The following is a 25181-nucleotide window of genomic DNA, read 5'->3' as shown; positions in this document are numbered from 1 at the left end:
CCACCAAAATCCCCCTGCCATACCCATTCCCAGCACGTGGCCTTTGCCTATAATGGTGCCAGCCTGAACCCGGCAACGACTGCCGTGTCCAAGCCCTCACCACGCACCAAGGGAACCCCGCGCAATGGCGTATTACCGTACACCCCACGATGTGACGGCCCTGCCCGCCTGGCAGGCGCTTCAGAAACACCGCGACGCCATGCAAAGCTTCAGCATGCGCGAAGCCTTCGCCGCCGATGCCAAGCGCTTCGACCAGTTTTCCCTCAGCGCTTGCGGCCTGTTCCTCGACTACTCGAAAAACCTGATCACCGAGCAAAGCCGCGATCTGCTGGTCAACCTGGCCAATGAAGTGGGCCTGCAGGACGCCATCAAGTCGATGTTCGGTGGTGAGATCATTAACGCCTCCGAAGGCCGCCCGGTGCTGCACACCGCCTTGCGCCGGCCTGTAGGTGACAAACTCAGCGTCAACGGCGTGAACGTCATGCCGGAAGTGCACAAGGTGCTCAACCAGATTACCGAACTGGTTGGTCGCATTCACGATGGCCTGTGGCGCGGCTACAGCGAAAAGCCGATCACCGACGTGGTCAACATTGGCATTGGCGGTTCGTTCCTCGGCCCCGAGCTGGTTTCCGAAGCGCTGCTACCCTACGCCCAGCGCGGCGTGCGCTGCCACTACCTGGCCAATATCGACGGCAGCGAGTTTCACGAGCTGTCGGCCAACCTGCGCGCCGAAACCACCCTGTTCATCGTCTCGTCGAAGTCGTTCAACACCCTCGAGACACTGAAAAACGCCATGGCCGCGCGGACCTGGTACCTGGCCCAAGGCGGCTCGGAAGCCGAGCTGTACCGCCACTTCATTGCCGTATCCAGCAACAAGGCCGCTGCTGTAGCGTTCGGTATCCGCGAAGAAAACATCTTCCCGATGTGGGACTGGGTGGGAGGGCGCTACTCGCTGTGGTCGGCCATCGGCCTGCCGATCGCCCTGGCCATCGGCACTGCCAACTTCAAGGAACTGCTGTCCGGCGCCTACACCATGGACCAGCACTTCCAGACCGCACCGTTCGACAAGAACATGCCGGTGCTACTGGCCCTGCTGGGCGTGTGGTATGGCAACTTCTGGGACGCGAACAGCCACGCGATCCTGCCGTACGACCACTACCTGCGCAACATCACCAAGCACCTGCAGCAGCTGGACATGGAATCCAACGGCAAGAGCGTGCTGCAAGACGGCACCCCGGTGAAGACCGACACAGGGCCGGTGATCTGGGGCGGCGTGGGCTGCAACGGCCAGCATGCCTACCACCAGTTGCTGCACCAGGGCACCCAGCTGATTCCGGCCGATTTCATCGTGCCGGTGGTGAGCTTCAACCCGGTGGCCGACCACCACCAGTGGCTGTACGCCAACTGCCTGTCGCAGAGCCAGGCGCTGATGCTGGGCAAAACCCGCGAGGAAGCCGAAGCCGAATTGCGCGCTAAAGGCCTCAACGAAGCAGACATCGAAAAGCTGGCCCCGCACAAGGTGATCCCGGGTAACCGCCCGAGCAACACGTTGGTGGTCGAGCGCATCAGCCCGCGCCGCCTGGGCGCGTTGGTGGCGATGTACGAGCACAAGGTGTTCGTACAGAGCGTTATCTGGGGTATCAACGCCTTCGATCAGTGGGGCGTCGAGCTGGGCAAGGAACTGGGCAAGGGCGTTTACCAGCGCTTGGTCGGTAGCCTGGAAGACAGTGCCGAAGATGGCTCTACCCAAGGCCTGATCAACTACTTCCGCGGCCGTCACCGCGGTTGATCCGAAGCTTGTGCCGGCCTCTTCGCGGGTAAACCCGCTCCTACGAGACTACGCATTATCTCGTAGGGGCGGGTTTACCCGCGAAGAGGCCGGCCCAGGTTGAACACCGCTCCCAGCTACACTGTCCTATCGAATAGCCGTTGCAGTCCATCGCCCCTTACAAGAGCAGGACCACCCGCCATGTTCGATATCCGCAAATACCCCCAGGCCCTGGCCGTCAGCCAGTCCGCCGCCCTCACCCCCGAAGACTACCGCCGCCTCTACCGCCAGTCGGTCGAAGACCCAGACACCTTCTGGGCCGAACAGGCCAAACGCCTGGACTGGATCAAACCGTGGTCAAGCGTGCAGCAATGCGACCTGCATACCGGCAAGGCCCGCTGGTTCGACGGTGCGCAACTCAACGTCAGCTACAACTGCATCGACCGTCACCTGGCCCAGCGCGGCGAGCAAACGGCCCTGCTGTGGGAAGGCGACGATCCCAAGGACTCCAAGGCCATCACCTACCGCGAACTGCACCGTCAGGTCTGCCGCCTGGCCAATGCAATGAAAGCGCGCGGTGTGAAGAAAGGCGACCGGGTGTGCATCTACATGCCAATGATTCCCGAGGCCGCCTTCGCCATGCTCGCCTGCACCCGCATCGGCGCCATCCACTCGGTGGTGTTCGGCGGTTTCTCCCCCGATGCCTTGCGAGACCGCATTCTCGATGCCGACTGCCGCACCGTGATCACCGCCGATGAAGGCGTGCGTGGCGGCAAACGCATCCCGCTGAAACAGAACGTCGACAAGGCCCTGGCCAGCTGCCCAGCGGTCAGTAGCGTGTTGGTGGTGCGCCGCACTGGCGGCGATGTTGCCTGGACCGAGGGCCGAGACCTCTGGTATCACGAAGCGACGAAGGATGCCGGCGACGACTGCCCCCCAGAACCGATGGAGGCCGAAGACCCGCTGTTCATCCTCTACACCTCCGGCAGCACCGGCAAACCCAAAGGGGTGCTGCATACCACCGGCGGCTACCTGCTGCAGGCAACGATGACCTTCAAGGTGGTGTTCGATTATCGTGACGGCGAGGTGTTCTGGTGCACCGCCGATGTCGGCTGGGTGACCGGCCACAGCTACATCGTCTATGGCCCGCTGGCCAATGGCGCAATCTCGCTGATGTTCGAAGGCGTGCCCAACTACCCGGATACCTCGCGCTTCTGGCAGGTGGTGGACAAGCACCAGGTGAACATCTTCTATACCGCCCCGACCGCCCTGCGCGCACTGATGCGTGAGGGCTCCGCGCCACTGCAGAGCACCTCACGCAAAAGCCTGCGTCTGCTGGGCAGCGTCGGCGAGCCGATCAACCCGGAAGCCTGGGAATGGTATTTCGAGGAGGTTGGGCAAAAGCGCTGCCCGATTGTGGATACCTGGTGGCAGACCGAAACCGGCGGCATCATGCTCACCCCACTGCCCGGCACACAGTCACTCAAACCCGGCTGCGCCACCCAGCCGATGTTCGGCGTGCAACCGGTGCTGCTGGACGAAAAAGGCAAACTGATCGAAGGCCCCGGCGCTGGCGTGCTGGCGATCAAAGCCAGCTGGCCCGGGCAGATCCGCAGCGTCTACGGCGACCACCAACGGATGGTCGACACCTACTTCAAGCCCTTGCCCGGCTACTACTTCACTGGCGACGGTGCCCGTCGCGATGCCGATGGCGACTACTGGATCACCGGGCGCATCGACGATGTGATCAACGTGTCCGGGCACCGCATCGGCACCGCTGAAGTGGAAAGTGCACTGGTGCTGCATGACAGCGTGGCCGAAGCCGCGGTGGTCGGCTACCCCCACGACCTCAAGGGCCAAGGCGTCTACGCCTTCGTCACGACCATGAATGGCGTGACGCCAGATGATACGCTCAAGGCCGAGCTGCTGGCCCTGGTCAGCAAGGAAATCGGCAGCTTCGCCAAGCCTGAGCTGATTCAGTGGGCGCCAGCGCTACCCAAGACGCGCTCAGGCAAGATCATGCGGCGTATACTGCGCAAAATCGCCTGCAATGAGCTGGAAAACCTGGGCGATACCTCGACCCTGGCCGACCCAAGCGTGGTACAGGGCCTGATCGACAAACGCCTCAACCAGTAACCGGCGGCCACCCATCATGGCCGCCCTGCACAGCAGGTCGCCATGGAAGCCCTTCGTCGCCGCATCGAAACCCAGGTCATGAGCCTCACCGGGCTGGCCCTCGGCCAGCTCGACCTGGAATCGCCCAAGGGCGACCCCGGCCTGTTCGGCCCGCACAGCATCAGCTGGCGGGTACATGGCGACTTTCCGAGCATGCTGGTCGGTGGCATCAGCGCGCTGATGCTGCAGTTGTTGCATCCCCTGGCCCTGGCCGGTGTGTGGGACCACTCCAACTTTCGTGAAGACCTGCTCGGCCGCTTGCGCCGCACCAGCCAGTTCATTTCCGGCACCACCTTCGGCGCCACGGGCGATGCCGAGTGGCTGATCGACAAAGTGCGCACCATTCACCTGCAGGTCACCGGCACGGCACCAGATGGCCGCCCCTATGCGGCCAGCGACCCGGACCTGTTGACCTGGGTGCATGTAGCGGAGGTCAGCCGTTTCCTCGCTGCCCACCTGCGTTACCGCAACCCACGCCTGCCACGCGCCGAGCAGGATGCCTATTACAACGAAATCGCCCTGATCGCCGAGCGCCTTGGCGCCCGTGACGTGCCGCGCTCGTGTCAGCAAGTTGAAGACTATCTGCAACACATACGCCCGCAGCTGCATTGTGATGCGCGCAGCCATGAGGTGATACGAATCCTGCTCGACGCCCCTGCCCCCAGCCGCCTGGCACAGCCGGTTGGCAAACTGATGCTGCACGCGGGTATCGACTTGCTGCCCGGCTGGGCCCAGGCCCTGCTCGGCCTGCAGCACGGGCCCCTGCAGCAGCGCCTGATCCGCCTGGGCCTGCGCCGCACCGCGCCGGTACTGCGCTGGGCAATGCGCGACGGTTCGGCACACCGAGCCAAACGGCGCATGGGCATTGATTGAGCGCAAAGGGTGGCCCCTGCGGAACTGATTTAACGTGCCATACTCCAAGCACTCCTGCTTAGACTGACGAAGCGACACATGTACAAAGGATTGACTCGCGCCGCTGGCGCAATCGTGGCCTTGGTAGCCCTGTATAGCCTGCTCGGCTTTCTCATTCTTCCCGGTGTCGCACTGCGCATCGCCAACCAGCAGTTGGCCCAATACGCCACCGTGCCGGCCCACCTCGAACGGATCGAACTCAACCCCTTCAGCCTCGAGCTGACGCTGTGGGGCCTGCAGATCGGCGAGCCGGGCAAGGAGCAGGTCGGCTTCGAGCGTCTTTACGCTAACGCCTCGCTCGACAGCCTGTGGACCAAAGCCCTGCATCTGGAAGCGGTGGAACTCGACAAGCCGCGCAACGAAGTGCTGTTCGCCAAGGACGGTACCCTCAACCTGACCGGGTTGTTCAAACTACCGGCCAGCGAAGCCAAACCCGAAGAGCCGCCCAGCGACCCGTTCCCGCTGCGTATTGGCAGCATCAAGCTCGTCGACGGCTACCTGCACTTCGAGGACCTGCGGCCCAGCGAGCCGATCGAGTTCCTCTACGACAACATGAATCTGGAGCTGAAAAACCTCAGCACCCTGCCCAACGACAATGCCGACATGACCTTGGTGGCCAGCGGCCCCAATGGCGGACGCATCGACTGGAAGGGCACCCTGAGCCTGTCGCCGATCGCCTCCGAAGGCACACTGAAGGTCACTGACGGCAAGATGAAGCTGTTCTGGCCCTACGTGCGCGATGCCGTGCCACTGGTGCTGGAAGACGGCGTGGTAAGCCTCGATACGCATTACAAGCTCAACCTCGCCAAACAGACCGAACTGCTGCTGGATAACGTCTCCGTGCGCATCGCGCCATTCGCCATCAAGGCGCCGGATGGCCGACCGTTGGCACGCCTGGCAAGCCTGGAGGTTAGCGAAACCTCCATCGATATGGTCAAGCAGCAGGTCACCGTGGGCAAGGTCCGCAGCGAAAAGCTCGAAACCTGGGCGGCGCTGGAAAAAGATGGCCAGCTCGACTGGCAGAAGCTGTTTGCCAGCCAACCCGCCAAGGCCACGCCGAAGGAAAAGGCCGAGCCGGCTGCCGCAGAACCTACGCCTGAAGAGAAAGCTGCCAAAGAGCCAAGCAAGCCTTGGCAAGTGCTGCTCAAGGACGTGCAGTTGCGCAACTACCTGGTGCACCTGGCAGATCGCAGCCAGAAGGAACCGGTAGCCTTGGACATTGGCCCCCTCAACGCCGACCTGCAAGGTTTCGACAGCCTCAACCAGTCGCCCTTCACCCTCAAACTCGATACCGGTGTGGGCAAGCAAGGCAAGCTGCAGGCCGCAGGCCAGGTCAACCTGGCACCGATATGGGCAAAGCTGGATGTGAGCACCCGCGACATCGACCTGCGTGTGGCCCAGGCCTACATCAGCCCGTTCATCCTGCTGGAGCTGCGCAGCGGCATGCTCTCCAGCGACCTCAAGGTCGACCTGAAGAACACCGCGCCGCTGGCCTTCAATGTGACCGGCAAGGCGCAGGTCAGCCAGTTGCACACACTCGACACCATCAAGAGCCGCGACTTCGTCAAATGGCAGCAGGTGAACGTCGATGGCTTGTCCTACGTGCACGGCGATGCTCTGTCGATCGACAAGGTGACCCTGCTGCAGCCCTATGCACGCTTCATCATCAACGAAGACCGCACCACCAATGTCAATGACCTGCTGATCCCGCAACCGGCCGACGCCCCGGCGAGCAGCCAGCCCAAGCCGACCACGGCGAGCAACAACAAGCCGCTTGGCATCCATATCGGGCAGATCGACATCAACGACGGCTCGGCCAACTTTGCCGACCTGTCGCTTACCCCCAACTTCGCCACGGCCATCCAGCAACTCAACGGCCAGATCGGCACCATCGACAACCGCAAGCCACAGCCGGCCAAGGTCGACGTCAAGGGCAAGGTAGACCGCTACGCACCGGTCACCATCAAGGGCGCACTCAACCCGTTCAACCCACTGGCCAGCCTGGACATTGCCACCAGCTTCAAGCGCGTCGAACTGACCACGCTGACGCCCTACTCCGGCAAGTTCGCCGGCTTCCGCATCCGCAAGGGCCGGCTGAACCTGGACCTGCACTATCTGATCACCAACGGCCAACTCAAGGCCGAGAACAAGGTAGTAGTGGAACAACTGCAGCTGGGCGAGAAAGTCGACAGCCCGGATGCGGTCGACCTGCCAATCCGCCTGGCGGTGGCATTGCTGAAGGATACCGAGGGCAAGATCTCGATCGAGCTGCCGGTGTCTGGCGACCTCAACAACCCGCAATTCAGCGTGATGCCGATTGTTTGGCAAACCCTGCGCAACCTGGTGCTGCGCGCGGCGCAGGCGCCATTCAAATTCATTGGCGGGCTGATCAGCGGCGGCAGCTCGGAAGACCTTGGCAACGTGGCGTTCGCCCCCGGCTCCAGCGAACTCAGCAGCGAGGCCCAGTCGTCCCTGGACAAGCTGGCATCCGCGCTGAAAGAGCGCCCGGAACTGCGCCTGGAAATCGAAGGCACCAGCGCCCAGGCCAGCGACGGCCCGTTGATTGCCCAGCAGCGCCTTGAGCGTGAGTACCAGGCCACCTGGTACAAGATCCTGCAGCGACGGGGTGACAAGGTGCCGGCCAATGCCTCGATGCTGGTGGTGGACGACAGCGACAAGCCCGCGATGCTCGAAGGCATCTACCGCACCCGCCTGAAACAGCAGCCGCCAGCAGAATGGGAGCAACTGAGCCGTGACGAGCGTACCGCCAAGCTGCGCGCCGCGGTGATCAAGTCTTGGGCTGAGAGTACCGCCTTGCTGCGTACACTGGGCCAGGAGCGGGCCAGCAGCATCAAGGACTACCTGGTCGACAAGGGCAAGCTGGAAGACGACCGGGTGTACTTCATCGACACCAGCCTGGGGCAGCCTCAGAGCGATGACCGGGTGGTGACACCGATGCACCTGGATGCCGAGTAATCCCCTCTGGCAGGCCTGGCCTCTTCGCAAGCATGCCCGCCCCACAGGCCTGCGCAATACCTGGGGGAGCGGGCATGCCCGCGAAGAGGCCAGTACGGGCCTCAAACCAACCGCTGCCCCGACACCGCCGGGTGATACAGCGGTTGAACCTTGTTCCCGGCCGGGTCCAGCAGGTGGAAGCTGCGTGCGCCGTCACCATGGTTGAACGGCCGGTCGAGCAAGGTCACGCCATGAGCCTTGAAGTACTGGTACCAGGCTTCCAACTCCTCCACGCTGTCGACAATGAACCCGTAGTGATCCAGGGTCTGCAACCCGTTGGCCGCCCCTGCCCCACGCCCCAATGACAGGTTGTCGTTACCGCAGGTGAGGTACACCAGATCCTCATTGGCGCGGTTCAGCACTTCCATGCCCAGCACATCGACGTAGAAACGCTCACATTCCTCAAGGTTGGGCACCAGCAGGGCGATATGGCGCAGGCCGTTCAGGCGGCCAGGACGGGCGGGCAATTCGGACATTGGCGAAGCTCCATTTTTGTATACAATTCATTATTGAATTTAAAACAAAAGGAGAGATTTGTGTATAGCCTGTTCATCAAGACCCGAGTGAAGCCTGGATGCGCCGAAGCTTTCCTCAGTGCAATCAAGGACAATGCTGCAGCCTCCGTGGCGAGTGAGCCAGGCTGCCTGGTGTTCGATGTGTCGCAGGACCGGGCCGACCCGGAGGTGATCTACCTGTACGAAATCTACCGCGATGATGCGGCGTATGACGCGCATACCCAGACCGCGCATTTTCGCGACAGCCGTCCATTGGTGGAGCCTCTGATCCTTGAGCAGGAATGCTTCGAAAGCGATGTGATCGCGCGCAACCCGGTGTATTGAGCGCAAGAAAAAGCCCTGGCACGGGCCAGGGCTTCGATGAAAGTGGCCAAATCCATTTGGCCGACGGGACATTCCTTATTCGGCTTTCAGGCCGTCAGACATTACGCTCTTGACGCCTTTGATGTTCTTGGTAATGCGCACCGCTTCTGCTTTCTGCGATTCGGTAACCTTCACATCAGAAGACAGCGAAACAACACCTTGGCTGGTCTCGACTTTGATGTCGCTGCCTGGGATGCCTTTTTCAGTCAGCAGATCAGCTTTGACCTTGGTAGTGATCCAAGTGTCGGAGCCTTCTTGCTTGGCGTTGTCGACGGTGTTGGCCGCCAACATGACTGGAGCCTGGGTTGGCTCAGCGGCGAATGCACCGTTAGCCATGGTCAGGGTCAGAGCGGTAGCAGTAGCGGCAGCAATGGCGAACTTCTTCATGTGGGTCACTCCTGTTTTTCGAAAGGTCTGCGCCGTATGTCCTGGCGTCAGGTATGAAGGTAGTTGCAGGGGCTGTGCCAGCTTTGCCGCTTCTATTATTTCCTTTTAAATCAATGAGTTAACAAATATCCATCACTTCGGTGGTCGTGCATTTTGCAATCTGCGCGGTAAACCTGCATGCAAGATGCAAGTCCGCAAAAGGTTCCCGTCCCCATGAAAAAAGGGCCCCGAAGGGCCCTTTCTCTATTGCGTGACGGTCGCTTAGACGCCCGAGGCCTTGGCCGCAGCGACGTCCTTGATCGACAGCTTGATACGGCCGCGGTTGTCCACGTCCAGTACCAGCACTTCAACTTCCTGGCCTTCCTTGAGGATGTCGGTGACTTTCTCGACGCGAGCATCGCTCAGCATGGAGATGTGCACCAAACCGTCCTTGCCAGGCAGGATGTTGACGAAGGCGCCGAAGTCGACAATGCGCTCAACCTTGCCGACGTAGATCTTGCCGATCTCGGCCTCAGCGGTGATGCCCAGGATGCGCTGCTTGGCAGCATCTGCCGCTTCCTTGGTTTCGCCGAAGATCTTGATCGAGCCGTCGTCTTCGATGTCGATCGAAGCCTTGGTCTCTTCGCAGATGGCGCGAATGGTGGCGCCGCCTTTACCGATGACGTCGCGGATCTTGTCGGTGTCGATCTTCATCGCGATCATGGTCGGGGCGTTGGCCGACAGTTCGGTACGCGACTGGCCAATGACCTGGTTCATCTGGCCGAGGATGTTCAGGCGCGCTTCCAGGGCTTGGCCCAGGGCGATTTCCATGATCTCTTCGGTGATGCCGTTGATCTTGATGTCCATCTGCAGCGCGGTGACGCCCTTGGCGGTACCGGCTACCTTGAAGTCCATGTCGCCCAGGTGGTCTTCGTCACCCAGGATGTCAGTCAGGACTGCGAACTTGTCGCCTTCCTTGACCAGGCCCATGGCGATACCGGCAACCGGCGCCTTCATCGGCACACCGGCGTCCATCAGGGCCAGGGATGCACCGCAGACCGAAGCCATGGAGCTGGAACCGTTGGATTCGGTGATTTCCGAAACCACACGGATGGTGTACGGGAACACGTCAGCAGCAGGCAGCATGGCCTGAACCGAACGGCGGGCCAGACGGCCGTGGCCGATTTCGCGACGGCCAGCACCGCCCATGCGGCCACACTCACCTACCGAGAACGGTGGGAAGTTGTAGTGCAGCATGAAGGGGTCTTTCTTCTCGCCTTCGAGGGTGTCCAGCAGCTGGGCATCACGGGCAGTACCCAGGGTCGCAACGACCAGGGCCTGGGTTTCGCCACGGGTGAACAGTGCCGAACCGTGAGTTTTCGGCAGCACACCGACTTCGATGTTCAGCGGGCGTACAGTCTTGGTGTCGCGGCCGTCGATACGTGGCTTGCCGTTGACGATGTTTTCGCGAACGGTGCGGTATTCGATTTCGCCGAAGATCTCTTTTACTTCGGAAGCCGAAGGCTGGCCTTCTTCACCGGAGAACTTGGCAACCGCCTGGTCACGCAGCTCACCCAGACGCGCGTAGCGGTCGGCTTTGACGGTGATGGTGTAACCCTGCGAAACCGCTTCGCCGAACTCGGCGCGGATAGCATTGAACAGCTCGGTGTTGGCAACGGCAGGTTTCCAGTCCCAAGTCGGCTTGCCAGCTTCGGCAGCCAGCTCTTTGACAGCCTGGATAACAGCCTGGAATTCGTCGTGGGCGAACAGTACGGCACCCAGCATCTGGTCTTCGGTCAGCTCTTGAGCTTCCGACTCAACCATCAGTACAGCGTCGGAGGTACCGGCAACGACCATGTCCAGGCTCGAGGCAGCCAGTTGCTCATAGGTCGGGTTCAGCAGGTAGCCAGTGCTTTCGTGGAAGGCAACGCGGGCAGCGCCGATCGGGCCTTCGAACGGAATGCCGGAAATGGCCAGGGCAGCCGAGGTACCGATCATCGCAGCGATGTCCGGGTCGGTCTTCTTGCTGGTGGAAACCACGGTGCAGACGACCTGCACTTCGTTCATGAAGCCTTCCGGGAACAGCGGACGGATCGGACGGTCGATCAGGCGCGAGGTCAGCGTCTCTTTCTCGGAAGGACGGCCTTCACGCTTGAAGAAGCCACCTGGGATCTTGCCAGCGGCGTAGGTCTTTTCCTGGTAGTGAACCGACAGCGGGAAGAAACCCTTGCCTGGATCAGCCTGTTTGGCGCCTACCACAGTCACCAGCACGGTGACGTCGTTGTCGACGGTAACCAGCACGGCGCCGGTTGCCTGACGGGCAATACGGCCCGTTTCGAGAGTGACGGTCGATTGACCGAACTGGAAAGTCTTGATTACCGGGTTCACGGTTTCCTACCTTTTTCAGTGGCTCTTGGGGGAACTGGTTTCTTGCGAATTCTTGGGCAGAACGGGGAATCGGCCCCATTGACCGTCCAGATACAACACGAGGCTGGGAGCCTGGCACCAAGCGGAAAAACCGCTCAGCATTGCCAGGCTGCCAACCTCGGAGATACGCGTGAAGTGCCCAACGGCAGCGCTGCAAAACAGCCCTGCCGAAGCCTGCGACACCCCACGCACACCACTGACCAGGCCGCTATTAGCGACGCAGGCCCAGGCGACCGATCAGGGCGCTGTAACGAGTGGTGTCTTTGCCCTTCAGGTAATCCAGCAGCTTACGACGCTGGTTGACCATACGGATCAGACCACGACGGGAGTGGTGGTCTTTGTCGTTGGCCTTGAAGTGGCCTTGCAGCTTGTTGATGTTGGCGGTCAGCAGAGCAACCTGCACTTCCGGGCTACCGGTATCGCCGGCGGCTTGCTGATATTCGGCAACGATCTGAGCTTTTTCTTCAACGCTGAGGGCCATTTGGCTTCTCCTGATAACGGATCCCGCATGCGGGGTCCAATAGGCCAGGGACAAATCCCTGTATTAATAAAAAAGGTGTGACCGTGCCTACTGACAGCCACCCTTGATGCCGTGGGGCTCGGCAACTTCCTGACCCCGCGGTTTCGGTCATTCCGACCGAATCAGCCGACGCGGCGCAATGCGCCCGTCTTCGCTCACTTCACCGATACCGATGAAGCGTGCATTGTGATCCTGTACCCGAACCATGCCAAATTGTGGCGCGTCCGGCGCGCGTACCGCCTGGCCATGCAGCCAGTAGAACGCACTGTGTTCCGACAGGCTGACCAACGGCCAGTCCTGCAGCCCGCTGTCCGATGGCATCAGGAAGCGGTCGAGCGCTTCGTTGCCACCTTCGGCATGGGCCTGTTCGAGTTCCTCGAGGGTGACCGTCTGTGCCAGCGCAAAGGGCCCTGCCTGGGTCCTGCGCAGCTCGGCGACATAGGCGCCGCAACCAAGGGCTTCACCGATATCCTCCACCAGCGTGCGGATATAGGTGCCTTTGCTGCATCCTACGCTCAGCCGCGCACGGGTACCTTCGCACTCGAGCAACTCCAAGCGGTTAATAGTAACAGAACGCGCCTCGCGCTCCACTACCTCTCCTGCACGTGCCAGCTTGTACAACGGCTGGCCGTCACGCTTGAGCGCCGAGTACATAGGCGGTATCTGGCTGATCGGGCCGCGAAAACGTGGCAGCAGTGCTTCGATGTCGGCGCGACCAACGGTCACGTCGCGGGTCTGCAGCACCTCACCCTCGGCATCGCCGGTGTTGGTAGTCTGCCCCATCTGCATGACGGTTTCGTAGCCCTTGTCGGAATCCAGCAAGTACTGCGAAAACTTGGTCGCTTCACCGAAGCACAGCGGCAACACGCCGGTCGCCAGCGGGTCGAGGCTACCGGTATGGCCGGCCTTTTCCGCATTCAGCAGCCAACGCACCTTCTGCAAGGCGGCATTGGAAGTGAAGCCCAGCGGCTTGTCGAGCAGGATGATGCCGCTGACATTGCGGCGGATACGTTTGACCTGGGCCACCGCTTACTCCTTGGTGTCCGACTCGTCGGCATCCTTGTGCAGGCGGTCTTCGGCCACTGCACGCTCGATCAGCGCCGACAGGTGCACACCACGGCTGACACTTTCATCGAAATGGAAGTGCAGCTGCGGCACGCTGCGCAGTTGCATCGAACGCCCCAGGTGCAGACGCAGGAAGCTGGCGGCGCTATTCAATGCCTTGAGCGACTGCTGCACGGCATCCGGGGTTTCCTCGCCCATGACGGTGATGAACACCTTGGCATGGCCCAGGTCACGGCTCACGTCCACGGCGGTGATAGTCACCAGACCGACACGCGGATCCTTGACTTCGCGACGGATCAGCTCGGCCAGCTCGCGCTGCATCTGATCGCCAATACGTTGGGTACGGCTATATTCTTTGGCCATTCTTGCTACCTGTAACTTAAAGCGGCAAACGCCCGGACAGACGAATGCCTGACCGGGCGCTACCTGAAGAGGTACCGCAAGCCGCCCTGTAGCAGGCGCTTGCGGCTCGCTCGCCCTTAAAGGGTACGAGCCACCTGGACTTTCTCGAAGACTTCGATCTTGTCGCCGACCTTGACGTCGTTGTAGCTCTTGACGCCAATACCGCACTCCATGCCAGAACGGACTTCGGAAGCATCGTCCTTGAAGCGACGCAGCGATTCCAGCTCGCCTTCGAAGATCACAACGTCATCACGCAGTACGCGAATCGGACGGTTGCGGTACACGGTACCCTCGATGACCATACAGCCAGCGATGGCGCCGAACTTCGGCGAACGGAACACGTCACGCACTTCGGCGACACCCAGGATGTTCTCGCGAACATCGCTGCCGAGCATGCCGGTCAGGGCCTTCTTGACGTCTTCGATGATGTCGTAGATCACGTTGTAATAACGCATATCCAGACCTTCCTGCTCGACGATCTTGCGCGCACCGGCATCGGCACGCACGTTGAAGCCGAACAGTACTGCATTCGAAGCCAGCGCCAGGTTGGCATCGCTCTCGGTGATACCACCGACGCCACCACCAATCACGCGCACTTGCACTTCGTCGTTGCCCAGGCCGCCGAGCGAACCCTGCAGCGCTTCCAGAGAACCACGCACATCGGTCTTGAGAACGATGTTGAGGGTTTTCTTCTCTTCCTGACCCATGGTCTCGAAGATGTTTTCCAGCTTGCCGGCGTGAGCACGGGCCAGCTTGACCTCGCGATATTTGCCTTGACGGAACAGGGCAACTTCACGGGCTTTCTTCTCGTCGGCAACCACGGACAGCTCGTCACCGGCTTCCGGAGTACCGTCCAGGCCGAGGATCTCGACCGGGATCGACGGGCCAGCTTCCTTCACAGGCTTGCCGTTCTCGTCGAGCATGGCGCGAACGCGGCCATAGTTGGAACCGCACAGGACCATGTCGCCCTGACGCAGGGTACCGTCCTGAACCAGGATGGTCGCCACCGGGCCACGGCCCTTGTCCAGGCGCGATTCGACAACCACACCACGACCTGGCGCGGTTGGGGTAGCGGTCAGTTCGAGGATCTCGGCCTGCAGCAGAACGGCTTCGAGCAGCTCGTCGACACCGGTACCCATCTTCGCCGAAACCTTGACGAACGGCGTGTCACCACCCCAGTCCTCAGAGGTAACGCCTTCGACGGACAGCTCGTTACGGATGCGATCGAGGTCAGCACCTGGCTTGTCGATCTTGTTCACCGCAACGACCAGCGGAACACCGGCTGCCTTGGCATGCTGAACGGCTTCGCGGGTTTGTGGCATCACACCGTCGTCCGCCGCCACCACCAGGATGACAATGTCGGTCGCCTTGGCACCACGGGCACGCATCTGGGTAAACGCAGCGTGACCTGGGGTATCGAGGAAGGTGACCATGCCGCGGTCGGTTTCCACGTGGTAGGCACCGATGTGCTGGGTGATACCACCGGCTTCGCCAGCGGCAACCTTGGCACGACGGATGTAGTCGAGCAGCGAGGTCTTACCATGGTCAACGTGACCCATGACGGTAACCACCGGCGCACGCGACTCGGTCTGGCCTTCGAACTTCAGCGATTCGGCCAGGGAGTCTTCCAGGGCGGTATCGCTGACCAGAGTGACCTTGTGGCCCAGCTCTTCGGCGATCAGCTGAGCGGTTTCCTGGTCGAGCACCTGGTTGATGGTAACCGGGGTCCCCATCTTGAACATGAACTTGACCACTTCAGCGCCCTTGACGGACATCTGGTTGGCCAGCTCGGAGACCGTGATGGTCTCGCCGATGGTCACGTCACGGATGACGGGGCCAGTCGGGTTCTGGAAGCCGTGCTGATTACGCTTTTTCAGCTTGCTCTTGCCACCACGACCACGACGAGCGCCATCGCTCTCTTCGTCGGTAGTGCGCGGAGCGGCACGCGGAGTCGGCGCCTTTTCCTTCTCCTTGACCTTGACCTTGATCGACACGCGAGGTGCCTCGCCACGACGACGGTCGTCATCACGGGTACGGCTTTCGTTGCGACGGGTCTCGTCTTTCTTGCGCTCGGCAGCACGGGCTGCGGCGTCTTCAGAGGCCGGGGCGTCTGCGACTACCGGGGCCGGAGCAGCGACCGGAGCAGCGGCAGGAGCCGGCTCTGGCTTGGCAGCAGGCGCAGGGGCGGCGGCTGCGGAGCCGGCGGCCTGACGGCGAGCCTGCTCTTCGTTGCGCTGGCGAACTTCGGCCTCGACCTTGTCGCGAGCGGCATTTTCAGCCGCGCGGCGCTCATCCAGCTCACGCTTCTGCTCAGCCTGGATTTCTTCAGGGCTGCGCTGAACGAAAACTTTCTTCTTGCGTACTTCTACGCTGATGCTCTTGCTACCGGCGACACGCAGGGTGCTGGTGGTTTTGCGCTGCAAGGTAATCTTGCGCGGCTCTTCCGCCTTGCTCTTGTGGCTGCTTTTCAAATGAGTCAGCAAGGTCTGCTTCTCATTGTCGGTCACTACCTGACCGGCGTCGGTGTGCGGCAGACCTGCCTCACGCATCTGCTGCAGCAGGCGCTCTACCGGTGCCTCGACCTCTTGGGCCAGTTCTTTCACCGTGACTTGCGTCATGCACTTCTCTCCTCAGGCCGCGCCTAATTACTCGAACCAGTGGGCTCGGGCGGCCATGATCAACTTGCCGGCACGCTCTTCGTCGATGCCGTCGATGTCGAGCAGATCGTCGATCGACTGCTCGGCCAGGTCTTCGCGGTTAACCACGCCGCGCACCGCCAGTTCAGCCGCCAGGTCTTTGTCCATGCCCTCAAGGGAGAGCAGGTCTTCGGCCGGGTGGGCGTCTGCCAGTTTTTCTTCGGTAGCGATGGCCTTGGTCAACAAACGGTCCTTGGCTCGAGCGCGGAGCTCATTGACGATGTCTTCGTCAAAGCCATCGATGTTGAGCATTTCTTCCAACGGTACGTAGGCAATTTCTTCAAGGCTGGTGAAGCCTTCGTCGACCAGCACTTGGGCCAGCTCCTCGTCGACTTCCAGTTCCTCGATGAAATTGCGCAGGATGTCACCGGTTTCGGCCTGTTGCTTGGCCTGGATGTCCTTCTCGGTCATCACGTTCAGGGTCCAGCCGGTCAACTGACTGGCCAGGCGAACGTTCTGACCGCCACGGCCAATGGCCTGGGCCAGGTTGTCCTCGGCGACGGCGATGTCCATGGCATGGGCATCTTCATCAACGATGATCGCCGCGACTTCAGCCGGCGACATGGCGTTGATGACGAACTGCGCCGGGTTATCGTCCCACAGGACGATATCCACACGCTCACCACCCAGCTCCCCGGATACGGCCTGGACGCGCGAACCACGCATGCCGATACAGGCACCTTGCGGATCGATACGCTTGTCCTTGGAGCGGACGGCAATCTTGGCTCGCGAACCCGGATCACGGGAAGCAGCCATGACTTCGATGAGGCCCTCGGCAATTTCCGGCACTTCAATGCGGAAAAGCTCGATCAGCATCTGCGGCGCGGTGCGCGACAGAATCAGCTGTGGGCCACGGTTTTCGGTGCGAATTTCCTTGAGCAGCGCACGCAGGCGCACGCCAACACGGAAGGTTTCGCGCGGAATGATGTCTTCGCGAGCCAGCAAGGCCTCGGCGTTGTTGCCCAGGTCAACGATGACGTTGTCGCGGGTAACCTTCTTTACGGTACCGGAGATGATCTCGCCAACGCGCTCACGGTAGGCATCGACCACCTGGGCACGTTCGGCCTCACGGACCTTCTGCACGATGACCTGCTTGGCGGTCTGGGCGGCAATACGACCGAACTCGATGGACTCGATCTTCTCTTCGATCACGTCACCAACCTTGGCTTCAGGGTGGGTGTCCTTGATCTTGTCCAGCCAGGTCTCGATCGCCGGATCATCAAGATCGGCTTCGTCGACCACGGTCCAGCGACGGAAAGTCTCGTAGCTACCGGTGTGGCGGTTGATTTCCACACGTAGGTCGACTTCGTCTTCAAAACGTTTTTTGGTTGCAGTGGCCAGGGCCACTTCCAGCGCTTCGAAAATGACGCCGGGCGGTACACCTTTTTCGTTGGATACCGATTCAACAACCAGCAGTACTTCTTTGCTCATCGTACGCCTCGCCTTGCGCAAGCCATTGGGCCCGGATAGTCCGCCGGGCCCGGCACGTCTCAGTCAAAACTGGGAATAATATTGGCCTTGTCGATCGAGTCGATCGGTAACAGGAACTCCTGGTTGTCCACCTGGACCACCACATCCTGCTCCTCCACACCGCGGAGAAGGCCCTGGAAGTTACGACGACCCTCGAAGGGTGAGCGCAGCTTGATCTTCACTTGTTCGCCGGCATGCGAGGCAAACTGTTCCAGCGTGAACAGTGGGCGATCCATGCCTGGAGAAGACACCTCGAGGGTGTACTCACTGCTGATTGGATCTTCCACATCGAGGATTGCGCTGGCCTGACGGCTGACTGCTTCGCAGTCGTCCACCAGAATACCGCCTTCCTTGTCGATGTAGATGCGCAGTACCGAATGCTTACCCTGGGAAACGTATTCGATCCCCCAGCACTGATAGCCCAGACCCTCGACAACCGGGGCCAACAAGGCCTGCAACTGTTCTAGCTTGCTCGACACCTGAACCCCCTCGTGCATGCTGTGCAAATAAAAAATGGGCGAAGCGCCCATCCCTGAAAGCGCCGTAGGACAACGACGCCGAAACTGTTCGGTTAGCAAAAAGCCCCTGAAAAGGGGCTCCGCTGAAGCTGGTTGCGGGGGCTGGATTTGAACCAACGACCTTCGGGTTATGAGCCCGACGAGCTACCAAGCTGCTCCACCCCGCGACAAAGCTGGGGCAAAAGTATAAGACCGAACCCTGTTGAGGGTCAAATCCAAACATTCACCTACAAGAAAGCCCGCTAAAGCGGGCTCTCAAGCTTTAATTGGTACCGAGAAGGGGACTCGAACCCCTACACCCTATGGGCACAACCACCTCAAGGTTGCGTGTCTACCAATTCCACCACCTCGGCAATACTACTACTTGAAACCCGTTACTTCTGCTCTTGAGCCGGAGGAGGTACATCACCCGTATTATTGGTGGTTTCGCTCTTCTGCTGTTGGAGCACCGGTACATCATCATTAACTGCCGGTTTTTGCGGCTCTTTCACTTCTAGCACTGCTGGATCTGGAAGACCTGCTTGGCTAAGCTGGTGAGCTTGTTGCTTCGCGAAGTATCCTAACCCAAGTGCTGTCAAAAAGAAAGTGGCAGCGAGTATAGCAGTTAATTTACTTAGGAACGTTGCAGAGCCTTGGCTCCCGAACACGGTGTTTGAGGCCCCCGCGCCGAAAGATGCACCTGCTTCAGCACCTTTACCCTGTTGCAACAGAACCAGCACTACAAGCGACAGCGCTGCCAACAGATGAAAAACAACGATGACTGTTTCCAGCATTTGTTCAGTTTCCTGCGGCGCGACAAATTGCACCGAATTCGTCTGCGTTCAGGGAAGCCCCACCAATGAGACCCCCATCGATATCCGGCATGCCGAACAGTTCGGCCGCATTGGCCGCCTTCACGCTGCCGCCGTATAGCAACTGCACCTTCGCAGCCACTTCAGCATCTTCTGCCGCCAACTGGCCGCGGATGGCGGCGTGCACATCCTGGGCCTGCTGTGGCGTGGCCGTAAGGCCCGTACCGATGGCCCATACAGGCTCATAGGCAATTACTGCATCGGCAAAAGCCTTAACACCGAATGCTTCGATGATACTGCTTAGTTGACGCCCGACAACTTCGAGCGTCTTGCCAGCCTCGCGCTCCTCAAGGGTTTCCCCTATGCAAAGCACTGGCTTCAAGCCTTTGGCCTGGGCTGCTGCAAACTTGCGATTGAGCACTTCGTCGGTTTCACCAATAATCTGGCGACGCTCCGAATGGCCAATCAACACCAACTTGCAACCTGCTTCAACCAGCTGCTCGGGAGCAACTTCCCCGGTCAGCGCACCCTGTTCGGGTTGTACAGCAGAATTCTGTGCGCCGACAGTAATTTCTTTACCTGCCAGGCCATCAATCACCTGATTGATGAACAAGGCCGGTGGAAATACGGCGACTTCCACTCCGCTCGGCAAGGCGAGATTACTCAAGCCTTTGGTCAGCTCAGCGACGCTAGCGCGGGTACCGTGCATTTTCCAGTTACCAGCTACCATAGGGCGACGCATGCTTTACCTCGTCGGTCAAAGTGGGCGCAGATCTTACCCAACCAGATCTGCGCTGGCAAGCGCCTTCAGACACAAACTTCGCCGACCAGTTTGGCCAGCGCTTCAGCATGGGCCCGCACCTGGCTTTCGTCCTCGCCCTCAACCATGACCCGCACCAACGGCTCGGTACCGGACTTGCGCAACAGCACACGCCCCCGCCCCGCCAGCGCTTCGGTGACCTTGGCACTGGCTTCCTTGACGGCGGGGTGCTCCAGCGGGTCGACCTTGCTGGCGCCAAAGCGCACATTGATCAGCACCTGCGGGCACTTGCGCAGGGCCTGACGGGCCTGGGCCAGGGTTTCGCCCCGGCGCTTGAGCGCCATCAACACCTGCAGCGCGGCAATGATCGCGTCGCCCGTTGTGGTGTGGTTGCAGCACACGACGTGACCGGAGTTTTCACCGCCGACCAGCCATTCACGCTCCAACAGCTCGGCCATGACGTAACGGTCGCCGACCTTGGCCCGCACAAACGGGATGTCCAGGTCCTTGAGCGCCAGCTCCAGGCCCAGGTTACTCATCAGCGTACCGACCACCCCGCCTTGCAGCTTGCCCTGTTCCTGCAGGTCGCGAGCAATGATGAACAGCAGCTCGTCACCGTCGACGATGGCGCCCGTGTGGTCGACCATCAGCACGCGATCGCCGTCACCGTCAAAGGCAATGCCGAGATCGGCATGCCCGACCAGTACAGCGGCCTGCAGCGATTCGATGTGTGTCGAGCCGCAACCTTCGTTGATGTTCAGGCCGTCCGGTTGCGCATGCAGCACGGTCACGTCGGCACCCAGCTCACGGAATACGCTGGGCGCAACCTTGTAGGTAGCACCATGGGCGCAGTCGACCACCAGCTTGAGGCCTTCGAAGCTGGTGCTGCTCGGCACGCTGCTCTTGCAGAATTCGATGTAGCGGCCGGCGGCATCGTTGATACGCGAAACCTTGCCCAGCTTGCCCGACTCGACAACGGTCATCGGTTGGTCGAGCAGCTCTTCGATCATCAGCTCGACCTCGTCCGGCAGCTTGGTGCCCTGACCCGAGAAGAACTTGATGCCGTTGTCATCGTGCGGGTTGTGCGAGGCACTGATGACGATGCCGGCTTCGGCGTGGAAGGTACGCGTGAGGTAGGCGATGGCCGGTGTCGGCATCGGCCCGAGCAGCATCACATCGGCACCTGCCGCGGACAGGCCGGCTTCGAGTGCGGACTCGAACATGTAGCCGGAGATACGCGTGTCCTTGCCTACCAGCACGCGGCAATGGCCTTGCTTGCGGAAGGCCATGCCGGCCGCCCAGCCAAGCTTCAGCATGAAGTCAGGCGTGATCGGGTATTCGCCGACGCGGCCACGAATGCCGTCGGTACCAAAGTATTTTCTGCTCATAGGGACTCCAATGTTCTTATTCGGCGTTTTGCACCGCAGCGATCATGCGTACCACATCAACGGTTTCGGCCACGTCATGTACCCGAAGGATGCTCGCCCCTTTGGTCATGGCCAACGCCGCCAGCGCAAGGCTGCCGTACAAGCGCTCGCCGACCGGACGTTCCAGCGTCAGGCCGATCATGCTCTTTCGTGAAACGCCCACCAGCAGTGGGCGCCCAAGGCGATAGAGCGCTTCCATGTGCTTGAACAGGCTCAGATTGTGCGCCAGTGTCTTGGCGAAACCGAAGCCTGGGTCAAGGATGATTCTATCAGCGTCGATGCCCGCTGCTGCGCAGGCGGCCATCCGCTGTTCAAGATAACGAGTGACGTCGGCGGTCACGTCCTGGTACTGCGGATCGTCCTGCATGTTGCCTGGCTCGCCACGCATGTGCATGAGGCACACCGGCAGACCGGTATCCGCCGCAGCGTCCAGGGCGCCATCGCGCTCCAGGGCCCGCACGTCGTTGATCAGCCCGGCCCCCAGGCGCGCGGCTTCACGCATGACAGCAGGCGTGGAGGTATCGACCGAAATGACCACGTCGAGGCGACTGTTGATGGCCTCGACCATTGGCGCCACACGCTCCAGCTCCTCGGTCACCGAGACTGCACGCGCACCCGGGCGCGTGGACTCGCCACCGATGTCGATCAGCGTTGCGCCGGCGGCAACCATCGCTTCGGCGTGGCGCAGGGCCTCGTCGCGCTGACTGAAACGACCGCCATCGGAGAAGGAATCGGGGGTGATATTGAGAATACCCATGACATGGGTATGCGACAAATCAAGAACCCGGTTGCCGCAAGGCAACCGGGTGGGGTACTGCACTGAGCTCATAGATGCCCTTAGTGTTCAGCCGCTGGGCCGCCGATTGGCGATTCCGGACGCTCATCCTGGGCCGCAGGCGTGCCCGAGTGCTTGTCATCGTCCCAATCACGTGGCTCACGTGGTGTGCGCCCAGCCATGATGTCGTCAATCTGATCGGCATCGATGGTCTCGTACTTCATCAGCGCTTCGGTCATCGCCTCGAGCTTGTCGCGGTTGTCGATCAGCAACTGCTTGGCAGTGGCATAGCACTGATCGATGATGCTGCGCACCTCGGAGTCGATCAATTTGGCAGTCTCGCCGGACACGCTGGCATGCTGGCTACCGGCACTGCGGCCGAGGAACACCTCGCCCTCTTCCTCTGCATACATCAGCGGGCCGAGCTTCTCGGACAGGCCCCACTTGGTCACCATGTTACGAGCGAGCTGGCTGGCGCGCATGATGTCGTTGGACGCGCCAGTGGTCACGCCATCGAAGCCCAAGGTCATCTCCTCGGCGATACGGCCGCCATACAGCGAGCAGATCTGGCTGATCAGCGCACGCTTGGAGAGGCTGTAGCGGTCTTCTTCCGGCAGGAACATGGTCACACCCAAGGCACGACCACGCGGGATGATCGAAACCTTGTAGACCGGGTCGTGCTCAGGCACCAGGCGACCGACAATGGCGTGGCCGGCCTCGTGATAAGCCGTGTTTCTCTTTTCCTTTTCGGACATGACCATGGTCTTGCGCTCGGCGCCCATCATGATCTTGTCCTTGGCCAGCTCGAACTCTTTCATTTCGACCAGGCGCTTGTTGGAACGCGCGGCAAACAGCGAAGCCTCGTTGACCAGGTTGGCCAGGTCGGCACCGGAGAAGCCTGGGGTGCCCCGTGCGATGACCGCCGGGTTGACGTTCTCGCCGATCGGCACCTTGCGCATGTGCACCTTGAGGATCTGCTCACGACCACGAATGTCCGGCAGGCCAACCACAACCTGGCGGTCGAAGCGGCCGGGGCGCAGCAGCGCAGGGTCGAGCACATCCGGACGGTTGGTGGCGGCGATGACGATGATGCCATCGTTCATCTCGAAGCCGTCCATCTCCACCAGCAACTGGTTGAGGGTTTGCTCACGCTCGTCGTGACCGCCGCCCATGCCGGCGCCACGATGGCGACCAACGGCGTCGATTTCGTCGATGAAGATGATGCACGGGGCGTGCTTCTTGGCCTGCTCGAACATGTCGCGCACACGGCTGGCACCGACACCCACGAACATTTCCACGAAGTCCGAACCGGAAATGGTGAAGAACGGTACTTTCGCCTCGCCCGCGATGGCCTTGGCCAGCAGGGTCTTACCGGTACCGGGTGGGCCGACCATCAGCACACCGCGCGGGATACGGCCACCCAGGCGCTGGAACTTGCCCGGATCGCGCAGGAACTCGACCAGCTCGCCAACCTCTTCCTTGGCCTCGTCGCAGCCCGCAACGTCAGCCAACGTGGTCTTGACCTGATCTTCGGACAGCAGGCGTGCCTTGCTCTTGCCGAAGCTCATCGGCCCGCCCTTGCCGCCCGCGCCACCTTGCATCTGGCGCATGAAGAACATGAACACGGCAATGATCACCAGGATCGGGAAGCTCGCCACCAGCAACTGCGTCCAGATGCTCTGTTGCTCAGGCTGCTTGCCTTCGACGACCACGTGGTTGTCGACCAGATCGCCGATCAGGCCATTGTCGGTGATGGCCGGGCGCACAGTCTTGAAGTTGTCGCCATCGGTGCGCTTGCCAGTAATGATGTAGCCATCGACGGTCACACGCTCGACCTTGCCATCCTTGACCTGCTGGATGAAGTCGGAGTAGTTGAGGGTCTGCGGCTCGTTAGGGCTGGAGAAGTTGTTCATCACTGTCACCAGGACAGCTGCGATGATCAACCACAGGATCAGATTCTTTGCCATGTCGTTCAATTAGCTACCCTCTGAGGCCGGCGCACGACGCAGCCGTGCCTCGCATGATATTCATCGCCCTAACTTACTACATTACCTACGCAGCCGCAGGCACCGTCTGTAACCCTTTGTGAAAGCTAGACTACACGAAGTTCGGACGATCCTGACGCAGTGGCCGATTGGAATTAACTATCGACCACCCCGCTTCACACCTTTCATTACCCTTTGAAGCCCCTGCCCAACAGGTATTGCTCGCGGGAACGGTCCCGTGACGACGACGGCTTGCGCATTTGCACCTTGTCGAACTTGCTGCGCACGTCCTTCAGGTACACGTCAAAACCTTCGCCCTGGAAAATCTTGATCAGGAAGTCGCCCCCGGGCTTGAGTACGCGGGTCGCCAGATCGAGGGCCAGCTCGCAGAGGAACATGGCACGCGGAATGTCCACCGCGGGCGTACCACTCATATTGGGGGCCATGTCGGAAATCACAAGGTCTACATGCGAATCGCCCACCGCTTCGAGAATGCGCTGCAGCACTTCGTCGTGGGTGAAGTCACCTTGAATGAAGGTCACGTCGGCGATCGAGTCCATTTCCAGAATGTCGGAAGCGATCAGGCGACCCTGGCCACCAATCAGACGACTGGTCACCTGGGACCAGCCACCAGGGGCCGCGCCGAGGTCGATCACGCTCATGCCTGGGCGGATAAGGCGGTCCTTCTCCTGGATCTCCAGCAGTTTGTAGCTCGCACGCGAGCGATACCCATCCTTCTGCGCCTGCTTCACAAAAGGGTCGTTGAAATGCTCTCGCAGCCAGTTTGCGCTGCTTTTGGAACGTTGTACCACGGGGCACCTCGATGATATGCGTCGTGATTGACTGGGCGGAGCCGGTGGCCCTCGGGTAAAATGCCGGTCAATTTTACAGAATCAGACGGAAAGGGTCAGATTATGCCGCTCAATAACGAGCAGAAGAAGCAATACAAGTCCATTGGTCATGACCTGAAGCCGGTCCTGATCGTTGCTGGCAACGGTTTGAATGAAGGCGTGATCGCCGAACTGGAGCGCGCTCTGGTCGACCATGAGCTGATCAAGGTCGAAATTCGCTCGGAAGACCGCGAGGAACGCGCCGAGACCATCGCCGAGCTGTGCAAGGCCGGCCGTGCCGAGCTGGTGCAGACCATCGGCAAGAAAGCCCTGATCTACCGCAAGAACCCACAGCCGAACAAGCAGCTGTCCAACATCCACCGTTACAAGTAACGGTAGCT

21 protein-coding genes and 2 tRNA genes are annotated in these 25181 nt (G+C 60.7%); 6 read left to right on the top strand and 17 right to left on the bottom strand.

Going from position 1 to position 25181, the window contains the following annotated elements:
* The first annotated feature begins 124 nt into the window (after nt 1-124).
* The 4 genes from pgi to C4Q27_RS15715 all read left to right on the top strand — a co-directional run bounded on the left by pgi (nt 125) and on the right by C4Q27_RS15715 (nt 7831).
* Nucleotides 125-1789, top strand: coding sequence for a glucose-6-phosphate isomerase (gene pgi / locus C4Q27_RS15735; RefSeq protein WP_104887043.1), 1665 nt, complete (start codon nt 125-127; stop codon nt 1787-1789).
* A gap of 180 nt (nt 1790-1969) precedes the next feature.
* A complete protein-coding gene (gene acs / locus C4Q27_RS15725; protein WP_104887042.1) occupies nt 1970-3904 on the top strand; it encodes an acetate--CoA ligase in 1935 nt (644 codons plus the stop codon).
* A gap of 42 nt (nt 3905-3946) precedes the next feature.
* Entirely contained in the window at nt 3947-4816 is an 870-nt protein-coding gene (locus tag C4Q27_RS15720) for an oxygenase MpaB family protein (RefSeq protein ID WP_010955352.1), read from the top strand.
* Between the two features lie 78 nt (nt 4817-4894).
* Complete coding sequence (locus C4Q27_RS15715) at nt 4895-7831, top strand: DUF748 domain-containing protein (protein ID WP_104887041.1); 2937 nt, start codon at nt 4895-4897, stop codon at nt 7829-7831.
* Between the two features lie 101 nt (nt 7832-7932).
* On the opposite strand, the gene C4Q27_RS15710 is transcribed toward C4Q27_RS15715, so the two are convergent.
* Complete coding sequence (locus C4Q27_RS15710) at nt 7933-8346, bottom strand: VOC family protein (RefSeq protein WP_010955354.1); 414 nt, start codon at nt 8344-8346, stop codon at nt 7933-7935.
* Nucleotides 8347-8406: 60 nt separating this feature from the next.
* Here C4Q27_RS15710 and C4Q27_RS15705 point away from each other — a divergent pair, with 60 nt between their 5' ends.
* Complete coding sequence (locus tag C4Q27_RS15705) at nt 8407-8709, top strand: putative quinol monooxygenase (RefSeq protein ID WP_064493342.1); 303 nt, start codon at nt 8407-8409, stop codon at nt 8707-8709.
* 75 nt (nt 8710-8784) lie between these two features.
* Here the strand turns inward: C4Q27_RS15705 and C4Q27_RS15700 are convergent, their stop codons facing one another.
* The 16 genes from C4Q27_RS15700 to rlmE form a co-directional block, all read right to left on the bottom strand.
* Nucleotides 8785-9135 (bottom strand): BON domain-containing protein, encoded by a 351-nt coding sequence (locus C4Q27_RS15700; RefSeq protein WP_003249976.1) that lies wholly within the window; start codon nt 9133-9135, stop codon nt 8785-8787.
* A 261-nt stretch (nt 9136-9396) separates the two neighbouring features.
* Nucleotides 9397-11502 carry a polyribonucleotide nucleotidyltransferase gene (gene pnp, locus C4Q27_RS15695; protein WP_064493341.1) on the bottom strand — a complete coding sequence of 702 codons (2106 nt, stop codon included), beginning with the start codon at nt 11500-11502 and terminating at the stop codon, nt 9397-9399.
* A 250-nt stretch (nt 11503-11752) separates the two neighbouring features.
* Nucleotides 11753-12022, bottom strand: a complete 270-nt coding sequence (gene rpsO, locus C4Q27_RS15685) for a 30S ribosomal protein S15 (RefSeq protein ID WP_003249971.1) — start codon at nt 12020-12022, stop codon at nt 11753-11755.
* 147 nt (nt 12023-12169) lie between these two features.
* The gene (gene truB, locus C4Q27_RS15680) at nt 12170-13087 is read right to left on the bottom strand and encodes a tRNA pseudouridine(55) synthase TruB (RefSeq protein ID WP_003249968.1); all 918 of its coding nucleotides are present in this window, start codon (nt 13085-13087) and stop codon (nt 12170-12172) included.
* A 3-nt stretch (nt 13088-13090) separates the two neighbouring features.
* Nucleotides 13091-13489, bottom strand: coding sequence for a 30S ribosome-binding factor RbfA (rbfA, locus tag C4Q27_RS15675; RefSeq protein ID WP_003249967.1), 399 nt, complete (start codon nt 13487-13489; stop codon nt 13091-13093).
* A gap of 116 nt (nt 13490-13605) precedes the next feature.
* Complete coding sequence (gene infB / locus C4Q27_RS15670; RefSeq protein ID WP_003249965.1) at nt 13606-16146, bottom strand: translation initiation factor IF-2; 2541 nt, start codon at nt 16144-16146, stop codon at nt 13606-13608.
* 27 nt (nt 16147-16173) lie between these two features.
* Nucleotides 16174-17655 (bottom strand): transcription termination factor NusA, encoded by a 1482-nt coding sequence (gene nusA, locus C4Q27_RS15665; protein WP_003249963.1) that lies wholly within the window; start codon nt 17653-17655, stop codon nt 16174-16176.
* 59 nt (nt 17656-17714) lie between these two features.
* Nucleotides 17715-18173, bottom strand: coding sequence for a ribosome maturation factor RimP (gene rimP / locus C4Q27_RS15660; RefSeq protein ID WP_003249960.1), 459 nt, complete (start codon nt 18171-18173; stop codon nt 17715-17717).
* A gap of 129 nt (nt 18174-18302) precedes the next feature.
* Nucleotides 18303-18379 (bottom strand) — tRNA-Met (locus C4Q27_RS15655).
* A 100-nt stretch (nt 18380-18479) separates the two neighbouring features.
* Nucleotides 18480-18565 (bottom strand) — tRNA-Leu (locus tag C4Q27_RS15650).
* Nucleotides 18566-18586: 21 nt separating this feature from the next.
* A complete protein-coding gene (gene secG / locus C4Q27_RS15645) occupies nt 18587-18985 on the bottom strand; it encodes a preprotein translocase subunit SecG (RefSeq protein ID WP_020193781.1) in 399 nt (132 codons plus the stop codon).
* A gap of 4 nt (nt 18986-18989) precedes the next feature.
* Nucleotides 18990-19745 carry a triose-phosphate isomerase gene (gene tpiA / locus C4Q27_RS15640; protein WP_003249956.1) on the bottom strand — a complete coding sequence of 252 codons (756 nt, stop codon included), beginning with the start codon at nt 19743-19745 and terminating at the stop codon, nt 18990-18992.
* Nucleotides 19746-19810: 65 nt separating this feature from the next.
* Complete coding sequence (gene glmM, locus C4Q27_RS15635; protein WP_020193783.1) at nt 19811-21151, bottom strand: phosphoglucosamine mutase; 1341 nt, start codon at nt 21149-21151, stop codon at nt 19811-19813.
* Nucleotides 21152-21167: 16 nt separating this feature from the next.
* A complete protein-coding gene (gene folP / locus C4Q27_RS15630; protein WP_019438969.1) occupies nt 21168-22019 on the bottom strand; it encodes a dihydropteroate synthase in 852 nt (283 codons plus the stop codon).
* 8 nt (nt 22020-22027) lie between these two features.
* Complete coding sequence (gene ftsH, locus C4Q27_RS15625) at nt 22028-23932, bottom strand: ATP-dependent zinc metalloprotease FtsH (protein ID WP_012053749.1); 1905 nt, start codon at nt 23930-23932, stop codon at nt 22028-22030.
* 206 nt (nt 23933-24138) lie between these two features.
* The gene (gene rlmE, locus C4Q27_RS15620; protein ID WP_003249947.1) at nt 24139-24762 is read right to left on the bottom strand and encodes a 23S rRNA (uridine(2552)-2'-O)-methyltransferase RlmE; all 624 of its coding nucleotides are present in this window, start codon (nt 24760-24762) and stop codon (nt 24139-24141) included.
* 102 nt (nt 24763-24864) lie between these two features.
* Between rlmE and yhbY the strand changes: the two genes are divergently transcribed.
* Nucleotides 24865-25173, top strand: coding sequence for a ribosome assembly RNA-binding protein YhbY (yhbY, locus tag C4Q27_RS15615; RefSeq protein ID WP_003249945.1), 309 nt, complete (start codon nt 24865-24867; stop codon nt 25171-25173).
* Nucleotides 25174-25181 lie beyond the last annotated feature (8 nt).

This window comes from Pseudomonas sp. SWI36, from assembly GCF_002948105.1.
GTDB lineage: Bacteria > Pseudomonadota > Gammaproteobacteria > Pseudomonadales > Pseudomonadaceae > Aquipseudomonas > Aquipseudomonas alloputida.
Note: the sequence above shows the minus strand (reverse complement) of the source record. Positions and strands in the feature narration are given on the sequence as shown.